Annotated in this window: 18 protein-coding genes and 1 tRNA gene; 13 read left to right on the top strand and 6 right to left on the bottom strand. The window is 38.3% G+C overall.

Annotated features, from left to right (window positions below):
• Positions 1 to 6: 6 nt before the first annotated feature.
• Positions 7 to 2,364, bottom strand: a complete 2,358-nt coding sequence (locus DHD80_RS03660; protein WP_251739681.1) for a TonB-dependent receptor — start codon at positions 2,362 to 2,364, stop codon at positions 7 to 9.
• A gap of 100 nt (positions 2,365 to 2,464) precedes the next feature.
• Here DHD80_RS03660 and DHD80_RS03665 point away from each other — a divergent pair, with 100 nt between their 5' ends.
• The 3 genes from DHD80_RS03665 to DHD80_RS03675 all read left to right on the top strand — a co-directional run bounded on the left by DHD80_RS03665 (position 2,465) and on the right by DHD80_RS03675 (position 4,563).
• Positions 2,465 to 3,121 carry a metal-dependent transcriptional regulator gene (locus DHD80_RS03665; RefSeq protein ID WP_251739683.1) on the top strand — a complete coding sequence of 219 codons (657 nt, stop codon included), beginning with the start codon at positions 2,465 to 2,467 and terminating at the stop codon, positions 3,119 to 3,121.
• A 2-nt stretch (positions 3,122 to 3,123) separates the two neighbouring features.
• Positions 3,124 to 3,945: a ZIP family metal transporter gene (locus tag DHD80_RS03670; protein WP_251739685.1), complete on the top strand. Its 822-nt coding sequence runs from the start codon at positions 3,124 to 3,126 to the stop codon at positions 3,943 to 3,945.
• Between the two features lie 186 nt (positions 3,946 to 4,131).
• Entirely contained in the window at positions 4,132 to 4,563 is a 432-nt protein-coding gene (locus tag DHD80_RS03675) for a hypothetical protein (RefSeq protein WP_251739686.1), read from the top strand.
• Here the strand turns inward: DHD80_RS03675 and DHD80_RS03680 are convergent.
• From DHD80_RS03680 to DHD80_RS03695, 4 genes are all read right to left on the bottom strand, one after another.
• On the bottom strand, positions 4,560 to 4,706 hold the full coding sequence (locus DHD80_RS03680) for a hypothetical protein (RefSeq protein ID WP_251739688.1): 147 nt from the start codon (positions 4,704 to 4,706) through the stop codon (positions 4,560 to 4,562). The two genes, DHD80_RS03675 and DHD80_RS03680, sit on opposite strands and share 4 nt — an antisense overlap.
• 33 nt (positions 4,707 to 4,739) lie before the next feature.
• Complete coding sequence (gene feoB, locus DHD80_RS03685) at positions 4,740 to 6,842, bottom strand: ferrous iron transport protein B (protein WP_251739690.1); 2,103 nt, start codon at positions 6,840 to 6,842, stop codon at positions 4,740 to 4,742.
• 1 nt (position 6,843) lies between these two features.
• Positions 6,844 to 7,074, bottom strand: coding sequence for a FeoA family protein (locus DHD80_RS03690; protein WP_251739692.1), 231 nt, complete (start codon positions 7,072 to 7,074; stop codon positions 6,844 to 6,846).
• A 78-nt stretch (positions 7,075 to 7,152) separates the two neighbouring features.
• Entirely contained in the window at positions 7,153 to 7,824 is a 672-nt protein-coding gene (locus DHD80_RS03695; RefSeq protein ID WP_251739694.1) for an SCO family protein, read from the bottom strand.
• Positions 7,825 to 7,970: 146 nt separating this feature from the next.
• Between DHD80_RS03695 and rseP the strand changes: the two genes are divergently transcribed.
• The 7 genes from rseP to pncA all read left to right on the top strand — a co-directional run bounded on the left by rseP (position 7,971) and on the right by pncA (position 15,774).
• Positions 7,971 to 9,287: an RIP metalloprotease RseP gene (gene rseP / locus DHD80_RS03700; RefSeq protein WP_251739696.1), complete on the top strand. Its 1,317-nt coding sequence runs from the start codon at positions 7,971 to 7,973 to the stop codon at positions 9,285 to 9,287.
• 95 nt (positions 9,288 to 9,382) lie between these two features.
• Positions 9,383 to 9,456, top strand: a tRNA-Asn gene (locus DHD80_RS03705).
• A gap of 55 nt (positions 9,457 to 9,511) precedes the next feature.
• Entirely contained in the window at positions 9,512 to 9,718 is a 207-nt protein-coding gene (locus tag DHD80_RS03710; RefSeq protein ID WP_251739697.1) for a GIY-YIG nuclease family protein, read from the top strand.
• A gap of 228 nt (positions 9,719 to 9,946) precedes the next feature.
• Positions 9,947 to 11,152: a porin gene (locus DHD80_RS03715; RefSeq protein ID WP_251739699.1), complete on the top strand. Its 1,206-nt coding sequence runs from the start codon at positions 9,947 to 9,949 to the stop codon at positions 11,150 to 11,152.
• Between the two features lie 57 nt (positions 11,153 to 11,209).
• Complete coding sequence (locus DHD80_RS03720; protein ID WP_251739701.1) at positions 11,210 to 13,453, top strand: inorganic phosphate transporter; 2,244 nt, start codon at positions 11,210 to 11,212, stop codon at positions 13,451 to 13,453.
• A gap of 300 nt (positions 13,454 to 13,753) precedes the next feature.
• A complete protein-coding gene (locus DHD80_RS03725) occupies positions 13,754 to 15,166 on the top strand; it encodes a nicotinate phosphoribosyltransferase (protein WP_251739703.1) in 1,413 nt (470 codons plus the stop codon).
• Positions 15,163 to 15,774: a bifunctional nicotinamidase/pyrazinamidase gene (gene pncA / locus DHD80_RS03730; protein ID WP_251739705.1), complete on the top strand. Its 612-nt coding sequence runs from the start codon at positions 15,163 to 15,165 to the stop codon at positions 15,772 to 15,774. The genes DHD80_RS03725 and pncA overlap by 4 nt, the downstream gene beginning before the upstream one ends.
• Here pncA and DHD80_RS03735 read toward each other — a convergent pair.
• On the bottom strand, positions 15,771 to 16,547 hold the full coding sequence (locus DHD80_RS03735; protein WP_251739707.1) for a DUF6089 family protein: 777 nt from the start codon (positions 16,545 to 16,547) through the stop codon (positions 15,771 to 15,773). The two genes, pncA and DHD80_RS03735, sit on opposite strands and share 4 nt — an antisense overlap.
• A 202-nt stretch (positions 16,548 to 16,749) precedes the next feature.
• On the opposite strand from DHD80_RS03735, the gene gdhA reads away from it, so the two are divergent.
• From gdhA to DHD80_RS03750, 3 genes are all read left to right on the top strand, one after another.
• Entirely contained in the window at positions 16,750 to 18,093 is a 1,344-nt protein-coding gene (gene gdhA, locus DHD80_RS03740; RefSeq protein WP_251739709.1) for an NADP-specific glutamate dehydrogenase, read from the top strand.
• Between the two features lie 75 nt (positions 18,094 to 18,168).
• Complete coding sequence (recO, locus tag DHD80_RS03745) at positions 18,169 to 18,888, top strand: DNA repair protein RecO (protein ID WP_251739711.1); 720 nt, start codon at positions 18,169 to 18,171, stop codon at positions 18,886 to 18,888.
• Positions 18,889 to 21,288 (top strand): TonB-dependent receptor, encoded by a 2,400-nt coding sequence (locus DHD80_RS03750; RefSeq protein ID WP_251739713.1) that lies wholly within the window; start codon positions 18,889 to 18,891, stop codon positions 21,286 to 21,288.
• Positions 21,289 to 21,636 lie beyond the last annotated feature (348 nt).

Raw genomic sequence — 21,636 nt, forward strand, 5'->3', positions numbered from 1 at the left:
TAAATATTAATCGTGGAGGTTTCCAAATTTGATTCCGAAGAAAAAAGTACGGGGCCTGGATGGTCCATAGATGTAATCTGAATCCCGCGTAGGGCCGGTATCAAAATCATCCTGATAAGCATTGAACACATTCTGGACACCCGTACTTAGATTAACATGAAAGTTCTCTGTAATGTCTATATGCTGACTTAATTTTATATTGGCATCAAAAAATGAAGGTGATTCCCTCAGGTCTAAGAAACCATTTGTATTTATAACCCTTGGAATGGTCATTTCCCCGGTATAAGTCCCGGTAAAGTCTAAAGCGAAGCCTTCAAATGGAGAAGTGTTTACATTGAAATACCCATAGAAATCAGGATTTCTTACAAATTTTGAGATGATTACATCCCCTTCAGTTTCTGAATCTGTTGTTGCTTCATATAATACCTGATCTTCTTTGTAAATCGATCTTTGGTAGGTGCCCCCCAGTTGAAATGTCAAATCTGAAGATGGTGAAACCCCTATTTCAAAATTGGTTCCGGTTACGTAGGCCCCACTACCATTCCTAACTTCCTTTAGAATGGAACCGTTGGGCAGGCTTGCCCCTGTACTTACCGTTGAAAAAGGATTTTGCAGTTCGGTATAGAAACCTTCCAGTAAAAAGTCGGTTTGCAACTTATTGATGCTTTTTGAATAATTGAAGGATGCGGTATAGGCATTGGAATACTCGGTTTCAAGATCATTTGATAGTATCACAAATTGCGGTTCCCCGCCTACCGATGAAATATGAAGGTCTTCATTAAAAGCCTGTGGCGCCCGGAATCCCCTTGCGTATCCACCCCTAAACTGCAATTCTTCAGTAATATCATAAAGAATGGTTAACCTGGGACTTAAAACTGTCTGGTTAATTTCAGATTTTCGTTCTACATTTTCAACAGCATATTCCCCTAGAATATCCACATGATCCAGTCTTGCTCCCACAAGTGCGGTAAAATTTTCTACCGGTTTCCATTCATATTGACCAAAGGCAGCATAAGAATTCACTTCCTGATCTATAAATCTTTTATAGCCGGCAATGGCATCTTCGGTACGGCTGCGGTTATATTCTAATCCGGTGGTAAGTACATCGTTATTTTTGAAATTATGGGTAAACTGAAATCCGCCTAAAAGGGCAAGATCACTCGTATTTCCGTAAGCGTTGGAGGCTGCCAGGCTATCCTGTGCGGTACGTCCACCACCAAGGCCACCATAAAAACTCTTTCTATCGGTATGTTGTCCCGAAACATACACCGAATAATTATTGCTCATATCGGCATTCGAGAAATCATAGGTAAGCCCACCAATAATAGTATTGTGGTCTAATTGTTCAGTGATATCGGTTAAGTGTGGAGCCAGGTCCAGGCGATCACCGCCCCTTCGGTATTCTTTTAGCGCGGTAAGGTCTAATGTTAATTTACTTGTTTCGTCAGGTTTAAAAAATGCCTTTGCACCAAGGGTATTGTTGGTCAATTCGGTGATTTCAGTAAATCCGTCACCATTTGCATCGTAGGCTGCACGATCCCGGTTCATCCCATAAATCGTAACACCGCTATTCAAATCTTCGGTTACTACAGAACCGGCAAAATTCAGGGTTCTGTCAGGGATTTCTCCATCTATCAAAGAAATGTTCGAAGCGATATTCCATGTATTTAGAACAGGTTCTTTAGTGATAATATTTACCGTACCGGCAATAGCATTTGAACCAAATAAGGCTGATCCCCCACTGCGCACGACTTCAACACGATCCAGAATTGAAGTTGGAATTTGTTCCAAACCATATACGCTATTAAGCGCGCTAAAAACTGCCCGGCTATTTATCAAGATCTGTGTATAGCTTCCGTCCAGGCCATTTAACCTTACCTGGGTAAAACCACAATTCTGGCAGTTCGTCTCAACCCGAACACCCGGTTGAAAATTTAAAGTTTCGGCAACCGTTGTAGACTGAGTGGCATTGAATAATTTTGAACTAAGCACATTTACAATAACCGGAGAATCTTTTAGGTTTATCCGGTTTCTCGTGGCACTTATTACAATCTCATCCAGGCCCAAAGCATCTTCCTGCATTTTAATAGTCAGATTTTTCTCCTTATAGACTCTAGGATCTATACTAATTCTACGTGTCTTAAAGCCAATAGCCTGAATGGTAAGTTCTAAATTTTCAGGTTTTAAAGAGATGGTAAAATTTCCTCTCATGTCTGCGCTGGTTCCCTGATTGGTATTTGATATATAAATATTGGCAAAAGGAATGGGTCTTTCCTCTTCGGTAACCGTACCGGAAACCTCAATATTTTGCGCTCCTGCCGTAGTAAGAACAAAACTAAATACGATACGTATTAGATTCTTCATTAAAATTATTTTTTACAAAGGTATAAAATAAATTTAGCCTTACCTAAAAAATTGATTTATAGAATTAAAAATGTATTTTTGACGAAATAAAATTTAATCTATGTTCAGCTTATCTGAAGAAAACTACCTGAAAGCTATTTTTCATCTTGAAACTGCGTATAAAAGTGGCGTAAGTACCAATGCCCTAGCCGAAGAAATGCAAACCAAGCCATCATCGGTAACAGATATGGTGAAGAAACTTGCGGAAAAGGAGCTGGTAAATTATAAGAAATACCAGGGAGTAAAACTAAGTGAAGAAGGGAAATCGGCCGCAGTTGAAATTGTTAGAAAACATAGGCTATGGGAAGTTTTTTTAGTTGAAAAACTTAATTTTTCCTGGGATGAGGTGCACGAAGTTGCCGAACAATTGGAGCATATAAAATCTGAAAAGCTTACCAACGAACTGGACAAATTTCTAAACTACCCAAAACGTGATCCACATGGCGATCCCATTCCTGATGCTAATGGAAATTTTTCAGTAGCAAATCATCAGTTATTAGCAGAATTAAAACCTGGAGATAAGGGAATTTGTGTGGGAGTAAAAGATTCTTCCGTAGAATTTCTCCAATATCTGGATAAAAACAGGATTTCTTTAGGCCGGCAGATTGAGGTATTGGAAAAAGAAGATTTCGATAAGTCCATGCAAATTAAAATTGATGAGGTTACCCATAATATTTCACACGTGATATCAACTAATTTATATATAAAAACTAATTAAAAATGGATTCTATTATTTCCTATTTTGAAGGGCTTGATCCGGTTTTTGCCGCTTTTCTGGCAACATTATTTACCTGGGGTCTAACCGCCCTGGGCGCATCCCTGGTATTTTTATTTAAAGGAATGAATCGCGGCCTTTTTGATGGGATGCTTGGTTTTACCGGTGGCGTTATGGTCGCAGCAAGTTTTTGGAGCTTACTTGCCCCGGGAATTGAAATGAGCCCGGGAGAAGGTTTTGAAAAAGTGATCCCGGCGGTTGTGGGATTTTCACTTGGAGCGCTGTTTATATTTGCACTTGACAAGGTTCTACCGCATTTACATGTGAATTTTAAGATGGAAGATAAGGAAGGAATCAAAACCCCCTGGCACAAATCTGTATTATTGACCCTTGCGATCACTTTACATAATATACCTGAAGGATTAGCGGTAGGGGTTTTATTTGGTGGTGTAGCCGCCGGTTTTGAAGGTGCATCTATCGGAGGTGCGGTAGCATTGGCCATTGGAATTGGACTCCAGAATTTCCCGGAAGGTTTTGCTGTGGCGATGCCTTTAAGAAGACAGGGTTTGAGTAGATGGAAAAGTTTTAATTTTGGGCAAATGTCGGCTATTGTAGAGCCTATTGCAGCGGTACTGGGTGCCTGGGCGGTATTGACCTTTCAGCCAATCTTACCTTATGCCTTATGTTTTGCTGCTGGAGCCATGATCTTTGTTGTGGTAGAGGAGGTGGTTCCTGAATCTCAGCAGGGAAATTTCACAGATATTTCCACTCTGGGATTTATTGGCGGATTCATCATTATGATGACTTTAGACGTTGGTCTTGGATAGATTCTTGCAACGCTCACATTTTTCTGTCGTCTTTATATAAAAGATCTGTTATCGTTCTAATTTCTTAAATATCGTTTTGCTGAGCCTGTCGAAGCACATATAAAAAGCCTTCGACAGACCCAGGCGGACCTACATATTAGAATTGAAATCGGGAATTTTCTGCTGATAGTCTTTCAAATTTGTATTATGAAACCACTTATTGTTTTATTGCTAATGCTATGTTCTGCTTTATTAACCGCACAGGATTCAACCAAAGTTGAAAAGGATGTGCCAACCTATATTATTCATAGTGCAGAGCTTTGTTTAGGTGAAGCACTGATATTTGGCAATAAATCCTTCAAATTCAAAAAAATAATATCCGATTCAAGATGTCCTAAAGGTGTTACCTGCATCTGGGCAGGCGAAGTTGAAGTACTCGTAGAAATTTTCGAGGATGGAATTTCAAGTGGTGAAATGATTATTAATAAAGGAAATAATTCCCTGGCCGCTCTTTTCGGATTAAGAGATCTGAAAATTTCAAAAATGCTGGTGGAGCCCTATCCTCATATAGATAGGAAAATAAAGCCTGAAGAATATAGAGTGAATTTGAGTATTTCAGAAAAGCTTTATCCAGATTAATGGCAACCGCAACCATCTTCGCCACAAGCCTTGGATTTTTTATTCCCGCTAAGAAAAGCAGGTTTCCAGACGAATTTGGTGATGAGGTACCCCAATGCGATTGCGAATGTGATAAAAACCAGTATTTCCTGTAAAAGTTCCATGTTTTTTAGGTCGTTTAAATTCTAAGCTCCTTACTATTTTAAAATCTGAAATGCTATTAAAGCCACTATATATGCAAATCCGCTCATCACCACCAATTGCAAAACAGGCCATTTCCAGGTATTTGTTTCCCGTTTAACAATGGCAAGTGTACTCATACATTGCATGGCAAACGCATAAAATAAAAGTAAACTTACGCCACTGGCGAAGGTGAATAATGGTCCGCCAAGAATTGGATTGACTTCTGCCGCCATCCTATTTTTTATGGTTTCTTCTTCGTCGCTTCCCACACTATAAATTGTGGCCAAAGTTCCAACAAAAACCTCCCGTGCCGCAAATGAAGAGATAATAGCTATCCCAATTTTCCAGTCATATCCCAGTGGTGCAACCGCAGGTTCAATGGCTTTACCCATAATCCCAATATAACTGTGCTTCAACTTATAACTGGCGATTGCTTCATCAATATCTTCGGAAGAATCTATGCTATTGTTCTCATATTGTTCCTGTACAACAGCTTCGGCATTATTAAATTCTTCGCCGGGACCATAACTAGCCAAGACCCACAGAATTACTGAAATGGCTAAAATGATTTTCCCTGCCCCAAAAACAAAACTTTTGGTTTTTTCAACTACATTAATTCCAACATTTTTCAACATGGGAAGTTTATAATTTGGCATTTCAATCACGAAATAACTCTTGGTCTTAGACTTTAAAATTTTATTTAAAATCCATGCGGAAAAGATGGCCATTCCAAATCCTAAAAGGTAAAGGATCATCAATGTAAGACCCTGATAATTAAAAAAAAGAAAGCTTTCATCCGGGATTACCAGTGCGATAATGATGAGGTAAACCGGTAATCTTGCCGAACAGGTGGTAAAAGGAACCACCAGAATGGTGATTAGCCGTTCTTTCCAGTTTTCAATATTCCTTGAAGCCATTACTGCCGGGATCGCACAGGCTGTTCCCGATACCAAAGGCACCACACTTTTACCGCTTAAACCAAAGCGGCGCATGCTCCTGTCCATTAAAAAAACTACTCGACTCATATATCCCGATTCTTCCAAAATGGAAATAAACAGGAATAAAAATGCGATCTGCGGAATAAAAATTACAATTCCACCAAGTCCCGGAATGATACCTTCAGCAATTAGATTTGTAAAAGAGCCGGATGGTAGAGTATTTTTTGTCCATTCAGAAAGGGAAGCAAAGGCAGAGTCGATAAGATCCATGGGATAGGATGACCAGCTATAGATCGCCTGAAATATTAGGAGTAAAATTCCGAAGAAAATAATATAGCCCCATACTTTATGGGTAAGAACCCTATCCAGGCGCGAACGCAAATCGGTTGCGGCATTTTCATCAACGCTCATCCCTTCACGTAAAGTACCATTGATAAACTGATACCTTAAAATAGTTTCCTTTTGCTGTAAACGCTTTAGATCACTAATGGATTTGGTATGAAAATCTGAATTTTTGTGCAATTCGTTCCTGCGAACATTTCCAAAATTAACATCCTGGGTGATCACCAGCCATAATTTATATAAAGACTGGTTTGGAAAGGTTTTTCGAAGGTTGTCAAAATATTCGGGATCGATCACTGAAGCATTTACACAGGCATCTACCGGGAGATTTCTATAATTGATGATCAATTCTTTTAGCTCCTCAATTCCCTGATTCTTTCTGGCGCTAACCAATGCGATTTTAGTTTTTAATCTTTCTTCCAGAAGTGGGATTTCAAGACTTATTCCTTTTCTCACCATCCTATCAGCCATATTGATAACCAAAATGGTGGGAATTCCAAGGTCTTTAATTTGTGTAAAAAGGAGCAGGTTTCTTTTTAGATTTTCCACATCACTCACCACTACGGCAACATCTGGAAAATCTTTGTCATTTTTATTGAGAAGCAGCTCAATGACCACATTCTCATCAAAGGAAGAGGCATTTAAACTATAGGTTCCGGGAAGATCAAGTATATGAGCTTTAAGGCCCCGGGGAAGCTTACAAATGCCTTCCTTCTTTTCTACAGTGATACCTGGATAATTCCCAACTTTTTGATTTAGACCGGTAAGCTGGTTAAAAACAGAAGTTTTTCCGGTATTGGGGTTTCCAATTAATGATACATTAATTTGCTTACCCATATTATTTTATTATTTCAATTTCAATAAGAAGCGCAGTTTCCTTGCGTATAGCCAAATGGCTTCCATTGATATTCAGGTACATTGGATCCTTAAAAGGTGCAGTTTGCACAAGCTCTACTTCGTTCCCGGGAAGGCAACCCATTTCAAGCAATTTTAGGGGCACCATATCTGCAGAAAATTCTTTGATGATCCCTCGCTGGCCCCTTCTAAGATTAGCAACTGTTACCTTCACTTTATTTAGATTGATTTTAAACAAGGCAAAAGTAAGGGAAATTGAACCAATAGAAAAGTGAATGGCCTAAAATCTATTTTAATGCTCTTCAGCTTTTAAAATCCTGATATCTTCCATTAATTGATTGATCGCTTCGGGATTGGTTCCATCATAAAAACCGCGTATCTGGTTTTTCTTATCCACAAGTATGAAATTTTCGGTATGGATCATATCATATTTTCCGCCATCACCTGTAGATTTCGTAGCGAGATAGGATTTACGGGCTAGGTCATAAATTTGCTTTTTATCGCCGGTGACTAAATTCCATTTTTTATCGATAACACCTTTATCTTCAGCATATTTTTTAAGGACCGGGACACTGTCGGTTACTGGAAAAACGGTATGTGAAAGAAGTAAAACATCTGGATCGTTTTTAATTTTTTCCTGAATTTGAACCATATGATCTGTCATTATCGGGCAAATGGTAAGACAGGTCGTAAAGAAGAAATCGGCCACATAGATTTTATCCTTGTAATCATTTTGAGTAATCGTATCTCCGTTTTGATTTATTAGCTGAAAATTTCCAATCTTATGATATTTTCGCACAAATTGAACTGTAGAATCAACTAATTCAGCATTCACCATATCGGGTTGATAAACAGGAAGACGTTTTTGAGGTTTGAGGAGTGTATAAATCGCAAATACAATAATGGCCGATAAAATAAAGAAGATAACGGCAAAGGTTTTATATCGTGCGAAAAACTTAAGCATATCCTGAAATTTTTTACAAAGGTATTCGTGTGCAATTTATTTGACGAATAAATGCGGTTAAAATTGCAAGTTAATGTATGGATGATAACTTTTGTAGGAGGATATAAAAACTTACTTTTGTGCGATTTAAAATTTGAACTACGCTGATGGATCCTTTTTTAGTAAAAACCATTCAATTATTATTAAGCCTTTCTTTGTTGATCGTACTTCACGAGTTAGGACACTATATACCCGCAAAACTTTTTAAGACAAGAGTTGAGAAATTCTTCCTTTTCTTCGATGTGAAATTTGCCCTTTTTAAGAAAAAAATTGGTGAAACCGAATATGGTCTGGGTTGGCTTCCGCTTGGAGGTTATGTGAAGATCGCCGGGATGATCGATGAAAGTATGGATAAGGAGCAAATGGCTTTGCCTCCCCAGCCCTGGGAATTTCGCAGCAAGCCGGCATGGCAGCGTTTGATTATTATGCTGGGTGGGGTGACGGTAAATCTTGTTCTTGGATTTCTTATTTATATGATGATCATGTTCGTTTGGGGAACCGCTTATGTTGGCCCGGATGAAATGCCCAATGGTTTTGCGATCACCGATAATTTTAAAGAATATGGTTTTCAGGATGGAGATCGTATCCTTTCCGTGAATGGAAAAGAGTTTGAGAACAGTCTGGATATCAACAAGTATCTTTTTATGAGAGATGTGCAGAATATTAGGGTTTTGCACCAAGATGGAAGTGAAGAAACTATCAAAATTCCAGATGAAATTGGAGTAAAAATGTTTGAAGACGGGATCATGCAGCCTTTTGTGCCATTGAATGCCCCGGTTTTAGATACTGTTGTTGCCGGAATGGCCGCGGAAAAGGCCGGTTTGAAAAAAGGAGATAGTATTATTTCTATTAATAACATTGAAATTGGCTACTGGCATGAACTGGGACCCATTGCAACTGAATCAAAAGAAAAAGAAGTTGAAGTTGTTTATAAAAGGGATGGTAAGATCTTAAGTACTGCGGTTACTCCAGATTTAGATGGGAAACTTGGAATTTACCCGGTATCAGAAATAGAGATCCAGCGTAAATCCTATACTTTAGGTCAAAGTATTAAAAAAGGTTTTGATTTTGGCTACTGGACGCTTAGGGATTATGTCTATCAGTTCAAATACGTGTTCACTAAAAAGGGAGCTTCCCAGCTTGGAGGTTTTGGAGCTATTGGAGGCTTATTTCCAGATGCCTGGAACTGGCAGGGATTCTGGGCAACCACAGCCTTGCTTTCCATAATCCTGGCTTTTATGAATATTTTACCTATTCCTGCGTTGGACGGGGGGCATGTGATGTTCCTTTTATACGAAATGGTCACCGGTAGAAAACCGAATGACAAGTTTATGGAGATCGCGCAAATGGTTGGTTTCTTTATCCTTATCGCCCTGGTCCTTTATGCAAATGGGAATGATATTTACCGCTGGTTGTTTGAATAGAAAAGGCAAAGAAAATTTTTCTCAAAAAACTGAAAAAATCTTTTGACAGCGTTTAAAAATTGATTTATATTTGCAACCGCTTTTAAAGCAAACCTTCCTCCTTAGCTCAGTTGGTTAGAGCATTTGACTGTTAATCAAAGGGTCCTTGGTTCGAGCCCAAGAGGGGGAGCAAAAAAAACCACTGTGAAAACAGTGGTTTTTTTGTATTAAAGTTGGAATAGAAGATGTTCTACACGTATATTTTATTTTCGGAAACATTATCTCGCTTTTATATTGGTTCTACTTCGAATTTTGAAGTTCGCATGGATTTTCATAAAAAAGCGGCTTCCAGAAAATTTACTGGTAAGGCAAAGGATTGGATTGTTTTTCTTCTTTTCTATTCTTCCTTACCCTACCAGCTACCTTCCATTATTAATTTTAATTTAATATAGGCTTCACGATAACTTTAAACACCTGGGTTTAATTTGTAATGTTTAACGACGCGCACTATATAGATCATTAAGTTTTTGTCGACTTGATCTTAGTGTGAAGGGCTGCCAATTGGTGGCCCTATTTTTTTTCAAAAATACTTAAATAAAATTATTTCCTTAACCCGTAGGAAACATTAAGTTAATCTTTGATTTGTTTCTTTGTCCCCGACAAAAGCTTAATGATAAATTATGAGAAGGATATTAGTTACTCTCTTAGTGTGTTTTATCGCCAATACTTTTTATGCACAGGAACTCGGGGATTCAAAATTTGGAAAAGGGATTCTTAATTATACTACTAAAGACAGTTCTTTCAGCGTGAAATTTGCGCCAAGAATTCAGTTTAGGTCCATTTCGAATTGGGATTATAACGGGGAAAAGTTCGAAGATATCAATCAATCCTTCTTAATTAGACGCGCCAGATTAAAGTTTGATGGCTTCGCCTACTCACCGAAACTTCATTATAAAATTGAATTAGGTATAGCAAACAGGGATATTGCGGGAGCCAATCAGTTTAATAGAAATTCCCCAAGAATAATTTTAGATGCATTTATTACCTGGAATTTTCATGAGAATTTTCTTTTATTAGCCGGTCAGGCAAAATTGCCTGGAAATATCGAAAGAGTGATCTCTTCAGCTAATTTACAATTGACAGATCGTTCAATTTTGAATGCAAGTTTCAACCTGGACAGGGATGTTGGATTGCAATTGCACCATTTTGATCAATTAGGGGATACCTTTATCATGAGAGAAAAAATTGCTATTTCCCAGGGGGAAGGAAGAAATGTGACTGAAGGAAATCTTGGCGGACTTGAATATACCGGTAGGGTTGAATTTTTACCTTTAGGCGCATTTGAGAATGATGCAGAATATGTCGAGTCTGATCTGGAAAGACAGGAAGATCCAAAATTAATGCTTGGCGTCACCTATGATTATAATGATGATGCTGTAAAGACCCGAAGTAATTTGGGATCCTATATGTTTTTGGACAACGGTGAATTATATATGACAAATATTACCACAGTTTTCGTGGATGCGATGTTTAAATATCAGGGATTCTCTATGTTTGCGGAATATGCCGATAGAAATGCCGATGCTCCCGTGGCTTTAATTCAGGGCGAGACTGATAATACTTCAGGGGATATTGTTTTAACCGGAAAGGCTTTTAATGTCCAGGCGGGATATCTTTTTCAAAATAACTGGGAGATCGCAGGAAGGTTTACATCAAACGATTATGAGGAAATTTCAGAAAAGCTGGATGAGAAGATGTATACCATTGGGGTGAATAAATATATAGTTGGGCATAAATTAAAAATTCAATCAGATATCAATTATGCAACAAAGAATGGGGTTGCCAATAATATTTACTGGACCTCAGGTTTTGAATTGCATTTTTAAAAATAAAAACTTCGGAAGAAAATTGGTAAAATTCCGTAGATATTAAATTAGACAAATATGGAAAATATTTATTTATTAATGTTGGTGGCCCTTGTCGTTCTTGCGATTGCCGATTTGGTGGTAGGTGTGAGCAACGATGCAGTGAATTTCCTGAATTCTGCTATTGGCTCCAAGGCGATTTCCTTTAAAACGATCATGATCGTAGCCAGTTTGGGAATATTCCTTGGCGCGGTTTCTTCAAATGGAATGATGGAAGTTGCCAGAAAAGGAATTTTTGTTCCTGGCGAATTTTTCTTTGATGAAATCATGATCATCTTCATGGCCGTCATGATCACCGATATTCTCCTGCTTGATTTTTTCAATACGCTGGGGATGCCAACTTCTACTACGGTATCTATTGTATTTGAATTATTGGGAGCCGCGGTGGTGATGGCAATTATAAAAGTCACCGAATCTGATAATGAAACTATTTTAGATATTGCCAGATATATTAATAATGAAAAGGCGATTGAAATTATAACGGGAATTTTCCTCTCCGTAGTCATCGCATTTACGATTGGAGCGCTGGTGCAGGCGCTTTCCAGAATTGTATTCTCTTTTGAATATGAAAAGAAAATGAAGACTTTTGGAGCTATTTTCGGTGGAGTTTGTCTAACGGCCATCGGATATTTCATCTTCTTTAAAGGTTTAAAAGGAACACCTTATTACGATAATTTTAAAGATGTGCTCTCCAATCAGGTTTATTTAGTACTTGGGGTCAGCTTTATTTTTTGGACATTATTTTCCTTCTTATTCACTAAAATATTTAAGAAAAGCATTCTGCTTTTTGTGATCGCGGTGGGAACTTTTGGTTTGGCACTCGCGTTCTCAGGAAATGACCTGGTGAACTTCATTGGGGTGCCTATGGCTGCGTACCATTCGTATGAAGCATGGTCTGCATCGGGAATTGCACCTTCACTGTTTTCAATGGAAGTTTTAGAGGAAAAAGTTCCGGCAGAACCCATTCTTCTATTTATTTCAGGAGGGATTATGGTGTTAACCTTATGGTTTTCCAAGAAAGCAAGAAGTGTGGCTGATACTGAAATTGGTCTTTCCAGACAAGGTCATGGCTCGGAAAAATTTCAGCCTAATTTACTTTCCAGGACTATTGTTGCCGGAAGCACGAAACTTGCTGATGGAATAAAAAGTTTGCTTCCAAAATCAACCAGAGCGGGCATAGGGAAAAAATTCTTAAAATCTGAAGAAGACTTTTCAGAGATGAAAGAAGAAGATAAGCCTGCTTTTGATATGATCAGGGCGGCAATTAACCTTACTGTTGCCGGAGTCCTAATTTCTATAGCGACCTCTTATAAACTTCCGTTATCCACTACCTATGTGACTTTTATGGTGGCGATGGGAACTTCTTTAGCTGATAGGGCCTGGGGTAGGGAAAGTGCGGTGTATCGCGTTGCGGGTGTTTTAAATGTAATTGGCGGATGGTTCTTCACGGCATTTATTGCTTTTGTTGCGGCAGGAACGCTTACCTACCTTATTTTCCTCGGAAGAGGAGCCGCGATCGCTATATTATTGATTGTAGCAATAGGCCTTCTTGTAAGAAACTATATTTCTCATAAAAAGAAAAATTCGGAAAAACTGAAGCCTACCGGGCTCAAAAAGTCGGAAAGCAAAACAGTTCAGGGAATTATTGGGGAAAGTGCAGATAATGTTTCCAACGTTGTTTCAAGATCGAATAAAATCTTAACCGATGTTTTTAATGGTTTGGCCGCCCAGGATAAAAATAAACTCAAAAAGAGCAAAAAAGGTATCGCCAAACTGGATGCAGAGATTGAAGATTTACGCGATAGCATTTTCTTTTTCATTAAAAAGTTGGACGAGAAAAGTGTGCGGGGAAGCAGTTTTTATATCACCATTCTTGGTTATTTGACAGATGTCGCCCAGTCTTTGGAATATATTTCAAAGAAGAGTTATAAGCACGTGAACAATAATCATAAGCCCTTAAGATTTAACCAAATCAACGATTTACGTGAAATTGAAAAAGAACTTCATGTGATGCTGAACAATGTAGAAAATATCTTTAAAGATAAAAGTTTTCACAAAATTGATTCGGTAGTGGCGACCAAAGAGAGATCCCTGGAAATTCTTTCCAGAAAAATTGAAAAGCAGGTGGCCAGAACCAGAACTGAAGAATCAAGTCCTAAGAATACAACGCTTTATTTCAACTTATTACTCGAAATTAAGGATCTGATTAATGCGATCATGAATTTAATTGGGGAATACAATGCCAGCTTCAAAAGGAAATAGAAGTCTAATGCGCTAACCAATAATTCTGAAGAAATTCCCTGGATTAAAGGTGATAATTCCATCGAGCTTACCAGCGAAAAATTGCTTCCGACTGAAAATGGTCTTTATCAGATATCCATTACCGATGATAAGAATGAGTAAATTTTTCCTATTAAAATTGTATAAAGAATAGATATACCTTAAAGGCCTCCTACAATTAGGAGGTTTTTTCATTTATTAAAATAAGTATCGATTAAGACTTTAAATTCAATGCTAAAAAATTGTAATTTTATTTTTTAGCCCAAACTTTATACCTCCGAAATGCTGAAAATTTCCGCCATGTATACAGATCAGTACCAACTGGCAATGGCCCAGGTTTATTTTAAAAGCAATCAAAAAAACCATAGGGCGATATTCGACTATTATTTTCGGGATCTTCCTTTTCAGGGTGGGTATGCAGTTTTTGCCGGTCTTGAGGATTTTTTAAAAATTATCTCAGAATTAAAATTTTCACCATCAGATCTGGAATATCTCCAGGAACAGGGCTTTGAAAAAGATTTTTTAGAATTTTTAAAAGATTTCAGGTTTACCGGTAATATCAATTCCTGTATGGAAGGTGATCTTGTGTTTCCCAACAGGCCAATTCTTCAGGTGGAAGCAACACTTATTGAGGCCCAGATTATAGAAACTATCTTATTGAACCTGCTTAATTTTCAAACCTTAATTGCTACGAAAGCAAGTAGGATAAGACTGGTTGCAGGAGATGCTACCTTATTGGATTTCGGTTTAAGAAGGGCGCAGGCTTTGGGAGGTTATTATGCATCCCGTGCTGCAATGATTGGGGGTTTTAATGGAACAAGTAATGTTATAGCGGGTAAGGATTTTGGAATACCTGTATCTGGAACTATGGCGCATTCCTTTGTTCAGAGTTTTGATAATGAAATTGATGCTTTCCGAAGTTTTGCCCAGGCAAGTGCAGAGAATTGTGTATTGCTCGTGGATACTTACAACACCCTGAAAAGTGGAATTCCCAATGCTATTCTTATAGCCAGGGAGATGGAATCTAAGGGCAAAAAATTACTGGCGATAAGGCTGGACAGTGGAGATTTGTCCTACCTGGCTAAAGAGAGCAGAAAAATGCTTGATGAAGCCGGCTTACATTATGTAAAAATTGCTGCATCCAATCAACTTGATGAATTTGTTATAAAAAGTTTACTAGAGCAACAGGCTCCCATAGATATTTTTGGAGTGGGAACCAATCTGGTTACGGGCAATCCCGATGCTGCTCTTGATGGCGTATACAAACTATCTTTTAGTGCAGGCAAACCAAGAATAAAAATTTCAGAAAGCATTGTTAAGGTAACACTTCCGCATAAAAAACAGGTTTTTAGGATCAAAACAAAAGACGGGAAATGTGTGGGGGCAGATGCAATTGGTTTGTATCATGAAAATAGAATAGAGGAAATGTTCCATCCCTTTGAGCCCTATAAATCTATGCGCTTAAATACCTTTGAGCAAGAACCTCTTTTAAAGCCTGTAATGATGAATGGTAAAATTACCATCCCTTTACGAAGTTTGGCAGAAATTGCTAATTACAGCATGGAACGTTTGGCACAGCTTCCTATCGAATATAAACGATTTAATAATCCACATATTTATAAAATTGGTATAAGCCAAACGCTTCAGAACGGGCGGGATCATTTGATTACTGATATAAAAAAACGATTAAAATGAATACATTAATCATCATAGACGTACAAAATGATTTTATGCCAGGCGGTAAGTTACCGGTGCCTGCGGGCGATGAGGTACTGCCTGTAATAAATGGTCTACAACCTAAATTTGAACTGGTAGTTTCAACGCAGGATTGGCATCCAAAAGGACATGCTAGTTTTGCAACTTCCCACGGTGCTTCAGAATTTGAAACGATTAAAATTAATGGTCTTGATCAAATTCTCTGGCCAGAGCATTGTATTCAGGATTCTGAAGGAGCACAATTTCATCCCGAGCTTAAAACGGACAGAATTGAAAGTATTTTCAGAAAAGGAACTAGTCCTAAAATTGACAGTTACAGCGGATTTTATGATAACGCCCATCTAAAATCAACCGGTTTAAGCGGGTATTTAAAAGATAAAGGAGCTTCACAATTGTATTTTACGGGTTTGGCCGGGGATTACTGTGTTTACTACTCGGTAAAAGATGCTTTAGCGGAAGGATTTGAGGTTTTTCTAATTGAAGATGCTACCAGGCCCATAGACGAAAAAAATTTCGAAAAAGTGAAAATTGATATTTTAAGAAGAGGAGGAAAGATCATTCAATCTAAAGATGCCCCGATTTTTTAAAAATTTAGGTAATAAATATAGCCTAGGTTGAACCAGAAAACAAAATCGTTAAATTTATTTTGGGGGCCCTGTACATCCAGTCCATCAATAAAATCTGAATCATAATACTGCCAGCGACCTTCAATCATTAAGTCATTATTTCTCCCCAACCGGTAGCGTAAACCTGCACTACCCACGATGGCAAAAGTATTATTACTTTCCATATCAATTCCTCCTACAAAGGTTGGAAATAAAACCTTTTCATTGTCTAAGGGCCCAAGCTCCGAATAAGCTGATGGGTCATAAATTACATAATGAGCACCCAAGCTGATGTATGGTGCAAAAAGTACGGCAAAATCCCTAAATTCTTTTATGCCAAAAAAGTGATATTCGAGGGAAGTTCCAAACTGCACAAGGTTGGTTTTCCCGTGCATAGCTCGTAATTGTGCTCCACCAGAACTATTTTTACCCGCAACAGGCCCAAAGTGTTCTAATTTTGATGAGAAATAATCTATCTCATTTCGTATTCTGAAATGTTTGCTAAACCACCAATCGGTTGCTTTGCAGCTACATTTAGCTTTGTAGGCAAAATTCATGTAATGTACGAGACCAATTCCATAACCTTCATTTCGAAGATTATTTTCTACATTCCAACGTTCACCATAATCGGTAAAAAACCCTGCAGGTCCAGCTAATACCCCCACTTCATGAGAAATATTAAATTGTGCACGCGATTTTGTAGGGCTTAGAAGAAGCACAAGAAATATTAAAAGTAATACCCTACTTAAATTCATTAAAAACCGGCTTGAAGAGTTAACAAATATAGCGAAACTGACTTAACATATACTTTAATCCATTGGTAGGAATATAGCTACATGCTACTATCGTTAATATTATATCAAATTATATAATGAAACGCGTTTTGAGTATAGAATATTTATATTTGTGCTATAAATTAGATATAATTTTTACAATTTATTAATTGAGCCAGTCTATATGGATAAAAATGTCAAAAAATTTCTGGATACTGTAAAGTCTAGAAACCAAAATGAACCTGAATTTTTACAAGCTGTTCATGAAGTTGCAGAAACTGTAATACCTTTTATCGAAGAAAATAAAAAATATCAAAACGCAATGCTTTTGGAGCGAATGGCAGAACCAGAGCGTGTAATGATGTTTAGAGTACCCTGGTTAGATGACGAGGGGAATATCCAGGTAAACCGGGGTTTTAGAATCCAGATGAATTCGGCAATTGGGCCTTATAAAGGTGGTTTGCGTTTTCATCCATCAGTGAATTTAAGTATCCTCAAGTTTTTAGCTTTTGAACAGGTGTTCAAAAATAGCCTTACTACCTTACCAATGGGTGGTGGAAAAGGCGGATCTGACTTTAATCCTAAAGGAAAATCTGATAATGAAGTAATGAAATTCTGCCAAAGCTTTATGACTGAACTTAGTAAGCATATTGGAGCAAATACCGATGTGCCTGCTGGTGATATAGGAGTTGGTGGTCGTGAGATTGGTTATTTATTCGGGCAGTATAAAAGAATTCGCAATGAATTTACCGGAATTTTAACCGGAAAAGGACTGGCTTACGGCGGTTCGTTAATTCGACCTGAAGCTACAGGTTACGGTAACGTATACTTTACGCAAAATATGCTGAAGACGAGAAATGAATCTATAGAAGGGAAGACCGTGGTAATTTCCGGTTCCGGAAATGTGGCGCAGTTTGCTGCTGAAAAAGCTCTGCAATTAGGTGCTAAAGTGGTCACTATGTCCGACTCTGGAGGATTTATTTATGATGAGGAAGGTATTTCTGAAGAAAAACTTCAATTTATCATGACCCTTAAAAATGAGAAAAGAGGACGAATTAGTGAGTATGTAGATGAATATTCTTCAGCAAAATATCATGATGGAGAAACTCCTTGGGGAATTAAGTGTGATATCGCGTTACCCTGTGCCACTCAAAATGAATTAGAAGAGAAGGACGCAAAAACATTAGTAGAAAATGGCTGTATGTGCGTGGGTGAAGGCGCGAATATGCCCTGTACTCCGGAAGCGATTGCAGTTTTTCAGAAGGAAAAAATTCTTTTCTCTCCTGGAAAAGCTTCTAATGCCGGTGGTGTGGCCACTTCAGGATTGGAAATGTCTCAAAACTCCATGCGTTACAACTGGACGGCCCAGGAAGTGGATAAAAAACTTCACGAGATCATGAACGATATCCATGAGAAATGTGTTGAATATGGAAAGAGTGATGATGGATATGTAGATTATGTAAAAGGTGCGAATATTGCCGGTTTCGTAAAAGTTGCCGATGCGATGTTAGCTCAGGGAGTCGTCTAATTTTCAGCTCGAAATAAATTTTAAAGCCGCTGTTTCAGCGGCTTTTTTAATACATTCACGCAAAAATTTTTTCTCATGATTGTTCATACCAAAGCGATCATTATTAGCGCTTTAAAATATGGGGAGGCAGATTTGATCGTAAAGGCTTATACGCTTTCAGACGGTGTGAAGAGCTATATGCTCAAGGGGATCTTAAAATCTAAAAAGGGAAAATTTAAGGCTTCGATGTTCCAGGTTCTAACGCAGCTGGATATCGTGGCAAACCATCGCAATCAGGGAAAACTGGAGTATTTAAAGGAAGCAAAAATTCTGGAAACCTATCAAACATTACACACCCATCCTATTAAAACCACTATGGTGATGTTTTTAGCGGAAATGTTGAGAAATACGATCCAGGAAGAAGAACCAAATCCTCATTTATATAAATATCTGGAAAATACATTTCAATATTTAGATCATACTTCTTCAATTGCAAATTTCCATTTATTATTTTTGCTGCACCTCACCAAGTATCTGGGTTTTCGACCACAAAGTGAAAAGCCTGAAGATGAGTTTTTCAACCTACTGGATGGTGTTTTTCAAAGTTTTTCAACCAATGATTATTGTCTGGAAGGGGAACAGGTAAATTTATTAAAGAGGTTGTTGGGCACTGATTTTGATGCCTTAAATGAAATAAAATTAAACCAGGCAGCAAGGAATAATTTTTTAAATATGCTTTTGTTGTATTACGAACTTCACATTGAAGGTTTTAGAAAACCTAAATCTTTAAGTGTTTTAAATGAAATTTTCAGCTAAATGAGATGTACTTTCATTGCTTTTCTGCTTCTATTTTTTACCAATATTACCGCTCAGGAAATTCAAATTTTAGACAGTTCTACCAAAGAACCACTGGAAAATGTAGCGATCTATAGTCAGGATAAATCAAAATCGGCGATTTCCAATATTAATGGGAAAGCAAATCTTTCCAAATTCTCAGATACTGAAGTGATCATCTTCAAATCTATCGCCTATGTGGAGACATTTAGCCGGAAAAGGGAAATTTTAATCAATGGTGGGATATTGGAGATGCAGTCACTGGAAAATCAATTAGACCAAATTGTACTTTCCGTGGCAAAATTCAAATTGGAGAGGGATGAAATTCCGCAGAAGATTGTAAGTATTTCTCCCGGCGATATTGAACTGGCGAGCCCTCAAACTTCCGCAGATCTTTTGGAAAGTACGGGCCAGGTTTTTGTTCAAAAAAGCCAGCTAGGTGGTGGAAGCCCTATGATTCGCGGTTTTTCTACCAATAGGCTTCTGCTAACGGTTGACGGTGTGCGTATGAATTCCGCGATTTTTAGAAGTGGAAATTTGCAGAATATTATTTCCGTGGATCCGCTTTTTGTGGAAAAAGCTGAAGTGATTTTAGGTCCGGGATCGGTGATTTACGGAAGTGACGCGATAGGTGGTGTGATGAATTTTTATACGCTCAAACCTACCTTAAGCTTTACCGATGCAACCGAAATTTCCGGAAATATATATACTCGTTTTAGCACCGCCAATAATGAAAATACGGTGCATGCCGATCTTAATGTGGGCAGGCAAAATTGGGCATTTACCACCGGGATTACCTATTCAGATTTTGGGGATCTAAAAATGGGGGAACATGGTCCGGATGATTATTTAAGGCCCGATTATGCAATTCGGGAAAATGGTGTGGATGTTCAGGTAGAGAATCCAGATCCTTTGGTGCAGGTACCCACGGGTTACAATCAGATCAACCTGTTGCAAAAAGTAAAATATATGCCCGCAAATGACTGGGATTTTGATCTGGGTTTAATTTATTCCACCACATCAGATTATCCTCGATATGACAGGCTTTATCGAAAAAGGGACGGTGCCCTGAGAGCGGCGGAATGGTATTATGGGCCACAAACCTGGTTTCTGGGAAATATTAATATTAACCATAAAAGCAATTCGAACCTCTACGATAAAGTCCAGTTTACCGGCGCCTATCAATATTTTGCGGAAAGCAGGAATGACCGTGATTTTGGAAAACCTACTTTATTTTCTACGGAAGAAAATGTGGATGCTTATTCTGCAAATCTTGATTTTGTCAAGGATTTTTCTGAAAGTCAGTTTTTTTACGGCTTTGAATATGTGCTGAATCATGTGAATTCCGAAGGAAGTTTCAGAAATATTGAAACCGAAGAAACCGGCTTAACCGCAAGTCGTTATCCTGATGATTCCAAATGGCAGTCGATGGCGGTTTATTCAAGCTACCAGTGGAAAATTGATGAAGACCTTTCTTTCCAATCGGGCTTGCGTTATAATCAGGTTTTGGTAGATGCAAAGTTTACTGATGATTTTTATGACTTCCCTTTTGAAGATGCCGATATTTCCACCGGAGCCCTCACCGGTAGTTTAGGCTTAAATTGGAAACAAAATCGTTTTGTGAATTGGAGGCTGGGACTTTCCACAGCCTTTAGAGCGCCAAATATAGATGATATCGGAAAAATTTTCGATTCAGAACCCGGCTCGGTGGTAGTTCCCAATCCGGATCTTGGCCCCGAATATGCCTATAATGCTGAACTTGGAGCCAGATTTAATCTAAGCGATAATATCCGTATGGATCTTACCGGATTTTATACCTATTTGAATGATGCCATGGTAAGACGTGATTTTTCCTTAAATGGTGAGAGCGAAATCGACTACCAGGGAGAGCCCAGTACCGTGCAAGCGATCCAGAATGCAGCCAACGCTTATGTTTATGGGATTGAAGCCGGACTGGAAATAGATTTTTCCGTATCCCTGAGGCTTAATTCACAATTCAGCTATACCAAAGGAGAAGAAAATGAAGGTGGTGATTATGTGCCCTTACGCCATGCCGCGCCCATGTTTGGAAATACGCATTTGATGTACCATAAAAGAAAGCTGAAAATAGACCTCTTTTCAGAATATAACGGGCAGTTTGATTTTGAAGATCTGGCGCCGGGTGAGCAGGACAAGGCCTATTTATATGCCACCGATGCAAACGGAAATCCTTATTCCCCGTCATGGTACACACTTAATATAACCGGACAGTATAAAGTAGATCAAAACTGGCTGGCTACAGTATCTTTAGAAAACATCACCGATCAGCGTTATCGCACCTATTCTTCAGGAATTACCGCTGCCGGGCGAAATTTGATTATTGCCTTGAGTTATAATTTTTAAGGCACTGCGAGACCCCTGAAAAAATTTTATCCAACGTAGGAAATTGACGTATTTATTAGTATCTCTAATAAGATGCTGAAATAAGTTAAATGAAAGCATTCTAAAACCAGCATCGTCACCGTAAATCTCTAATACGTAACCAAAAAAAACGTTAATGTAGCATCCCCATAATAGATTGCTTCACTGCATTTGCAATGACAACCAGGGAAACGTCCTCAGTTTCGGATTCGGGACCCGTAGGTGCAAAATCCGTTAAAAAAGAATTGCTGTTTGAGCGAAGCGAGTTCAATTCTTTTAGGATTTAAACCGTTACGGGTGAACGAGAAACTGCAGACTAGCTTTTTTGTT

It is taken from the genome of Gramella sp. AN32, from assembly GCF_023718305.1.
Lineage (GTDB): Bacteria > Bacteroidota > Bacteroidia > Flavobacteriales > Flavobacteriaceae > Christiangramia > Christiangramia antarctica.

Bases quoted from the DNA above. Each gene is read 5' to 3' on its own strand.
- rseP (WP_251739696.1), top strand. From the start codon at position 7,971: ATGGATCCTTTTTTAGTAAAAACCATTCAATTATTATTAAGCCTTTCT.
- DHD80_RS03750 (WP_251739713.1), top strand. From the start codon at position 18,889: ATGAGATGTACTTTCATTGCTTTTCTGCTTCTATTTTTTACCAATATT.
- gdhA (WP_251739709.1), top strand. From the start codon at position 16,750: ATGGATAAAAATGTCAAAAAATTTCTGGATACTGTAAAGTCTAGAAAC.
- DHD80_RS03660 (WP_251739681.1), bottom strand. From the start codon at position 2,364: ATGAAGAATCTAATACGTATCGTATTTAGTTTTGTTCTTACTACGGCA.
- DHD80_RS03735 (WP_251739707.1), bottom strand. From the start codon at position 16,547: ATGAATTTAAGTAGGGTATTACTTTTAATATTTCTTGTGCTTCTTCTA.
- recO (WP_251739711.1), top strand. From the start codon at position 18,169: ATGATTGTTCATACCAAAGCGATCATTATTAGCGCTTTAAAATATGGG.
- DHD80_RS03725 (WP_251739703.1), top strand. From the start codon at position 13,754: ATGCTGAAAATTTCCGCCATGTATACAGATCAGTACCAACTGGCAATG.
- feoB (WP_251739690.1), bottom strand. From the start codon at position 6,842: ATGGGTAAGCAAATTAATGTATCATTAATTGGAAACCCCAATACCGGA.
- DHD80_RS03715 (WP_251739699.1), top strand. From the start codon at position 9,947: ATGAGAAGGATATTAGTTACTCTCTTAGTGTGTTTTATCGCCAATACT.
- DHD80_RS03695 (WP_251739694.1), bottom strand. From the start codon at position 7,824: ATGCTTAAGTTTTTCGCACGATATAAAACCTTTGCCGTTATCTTCTTT.
- DHD80_RS03665 (WP_251739683.1), top strand. From the start codon at position 2,465: ATGTTCAGCTTATCTGAAGAAAACTACCTGAAAGCTATTTTTCATCTT.
- pncA (WP_251739705.1), top strand. From the start codon at position 15,163: ATGAATACATTAATCATCATAGACGTACAAAATGATTTTATGCCAGGC.
- DHD80_RS03675 (WP_251739686.1), top strand. From the start codon at position 4,132: ATGAAACCACTTATTGTTTTATTGCTAATGCTATGTTCTGCTTTATTA.
- DHD80_RS03670 (WP_251739685.1), top strand. From the start codon at position 3,124: ATGGATTCTATTATTTCCTATTTTGAAGGGCTTGATCCGGTTTTTGCC.
- DHD80_RS03720 (WP_251739701.1), top strand. From the start codon at position 11,210: ATGGAAAATATTTATTTATTAATGTTGGTGGCCCTTGTCGTTCTTGCG.
- DHD80_RS03680 (WP_251739688.1), bottom strand. From the start codon at position 4,706: ATGGAACTTTTACAGGAAATACTGGTTTTTATCACATTCGCAATCGCA.
- DHD80_RS03710 (WP_251739697.1), top strand. From the start codon at position 9,512: ATGTTCTACACGTATATTTTATTTTCGGAAACATTATCTCGCTTTTAT.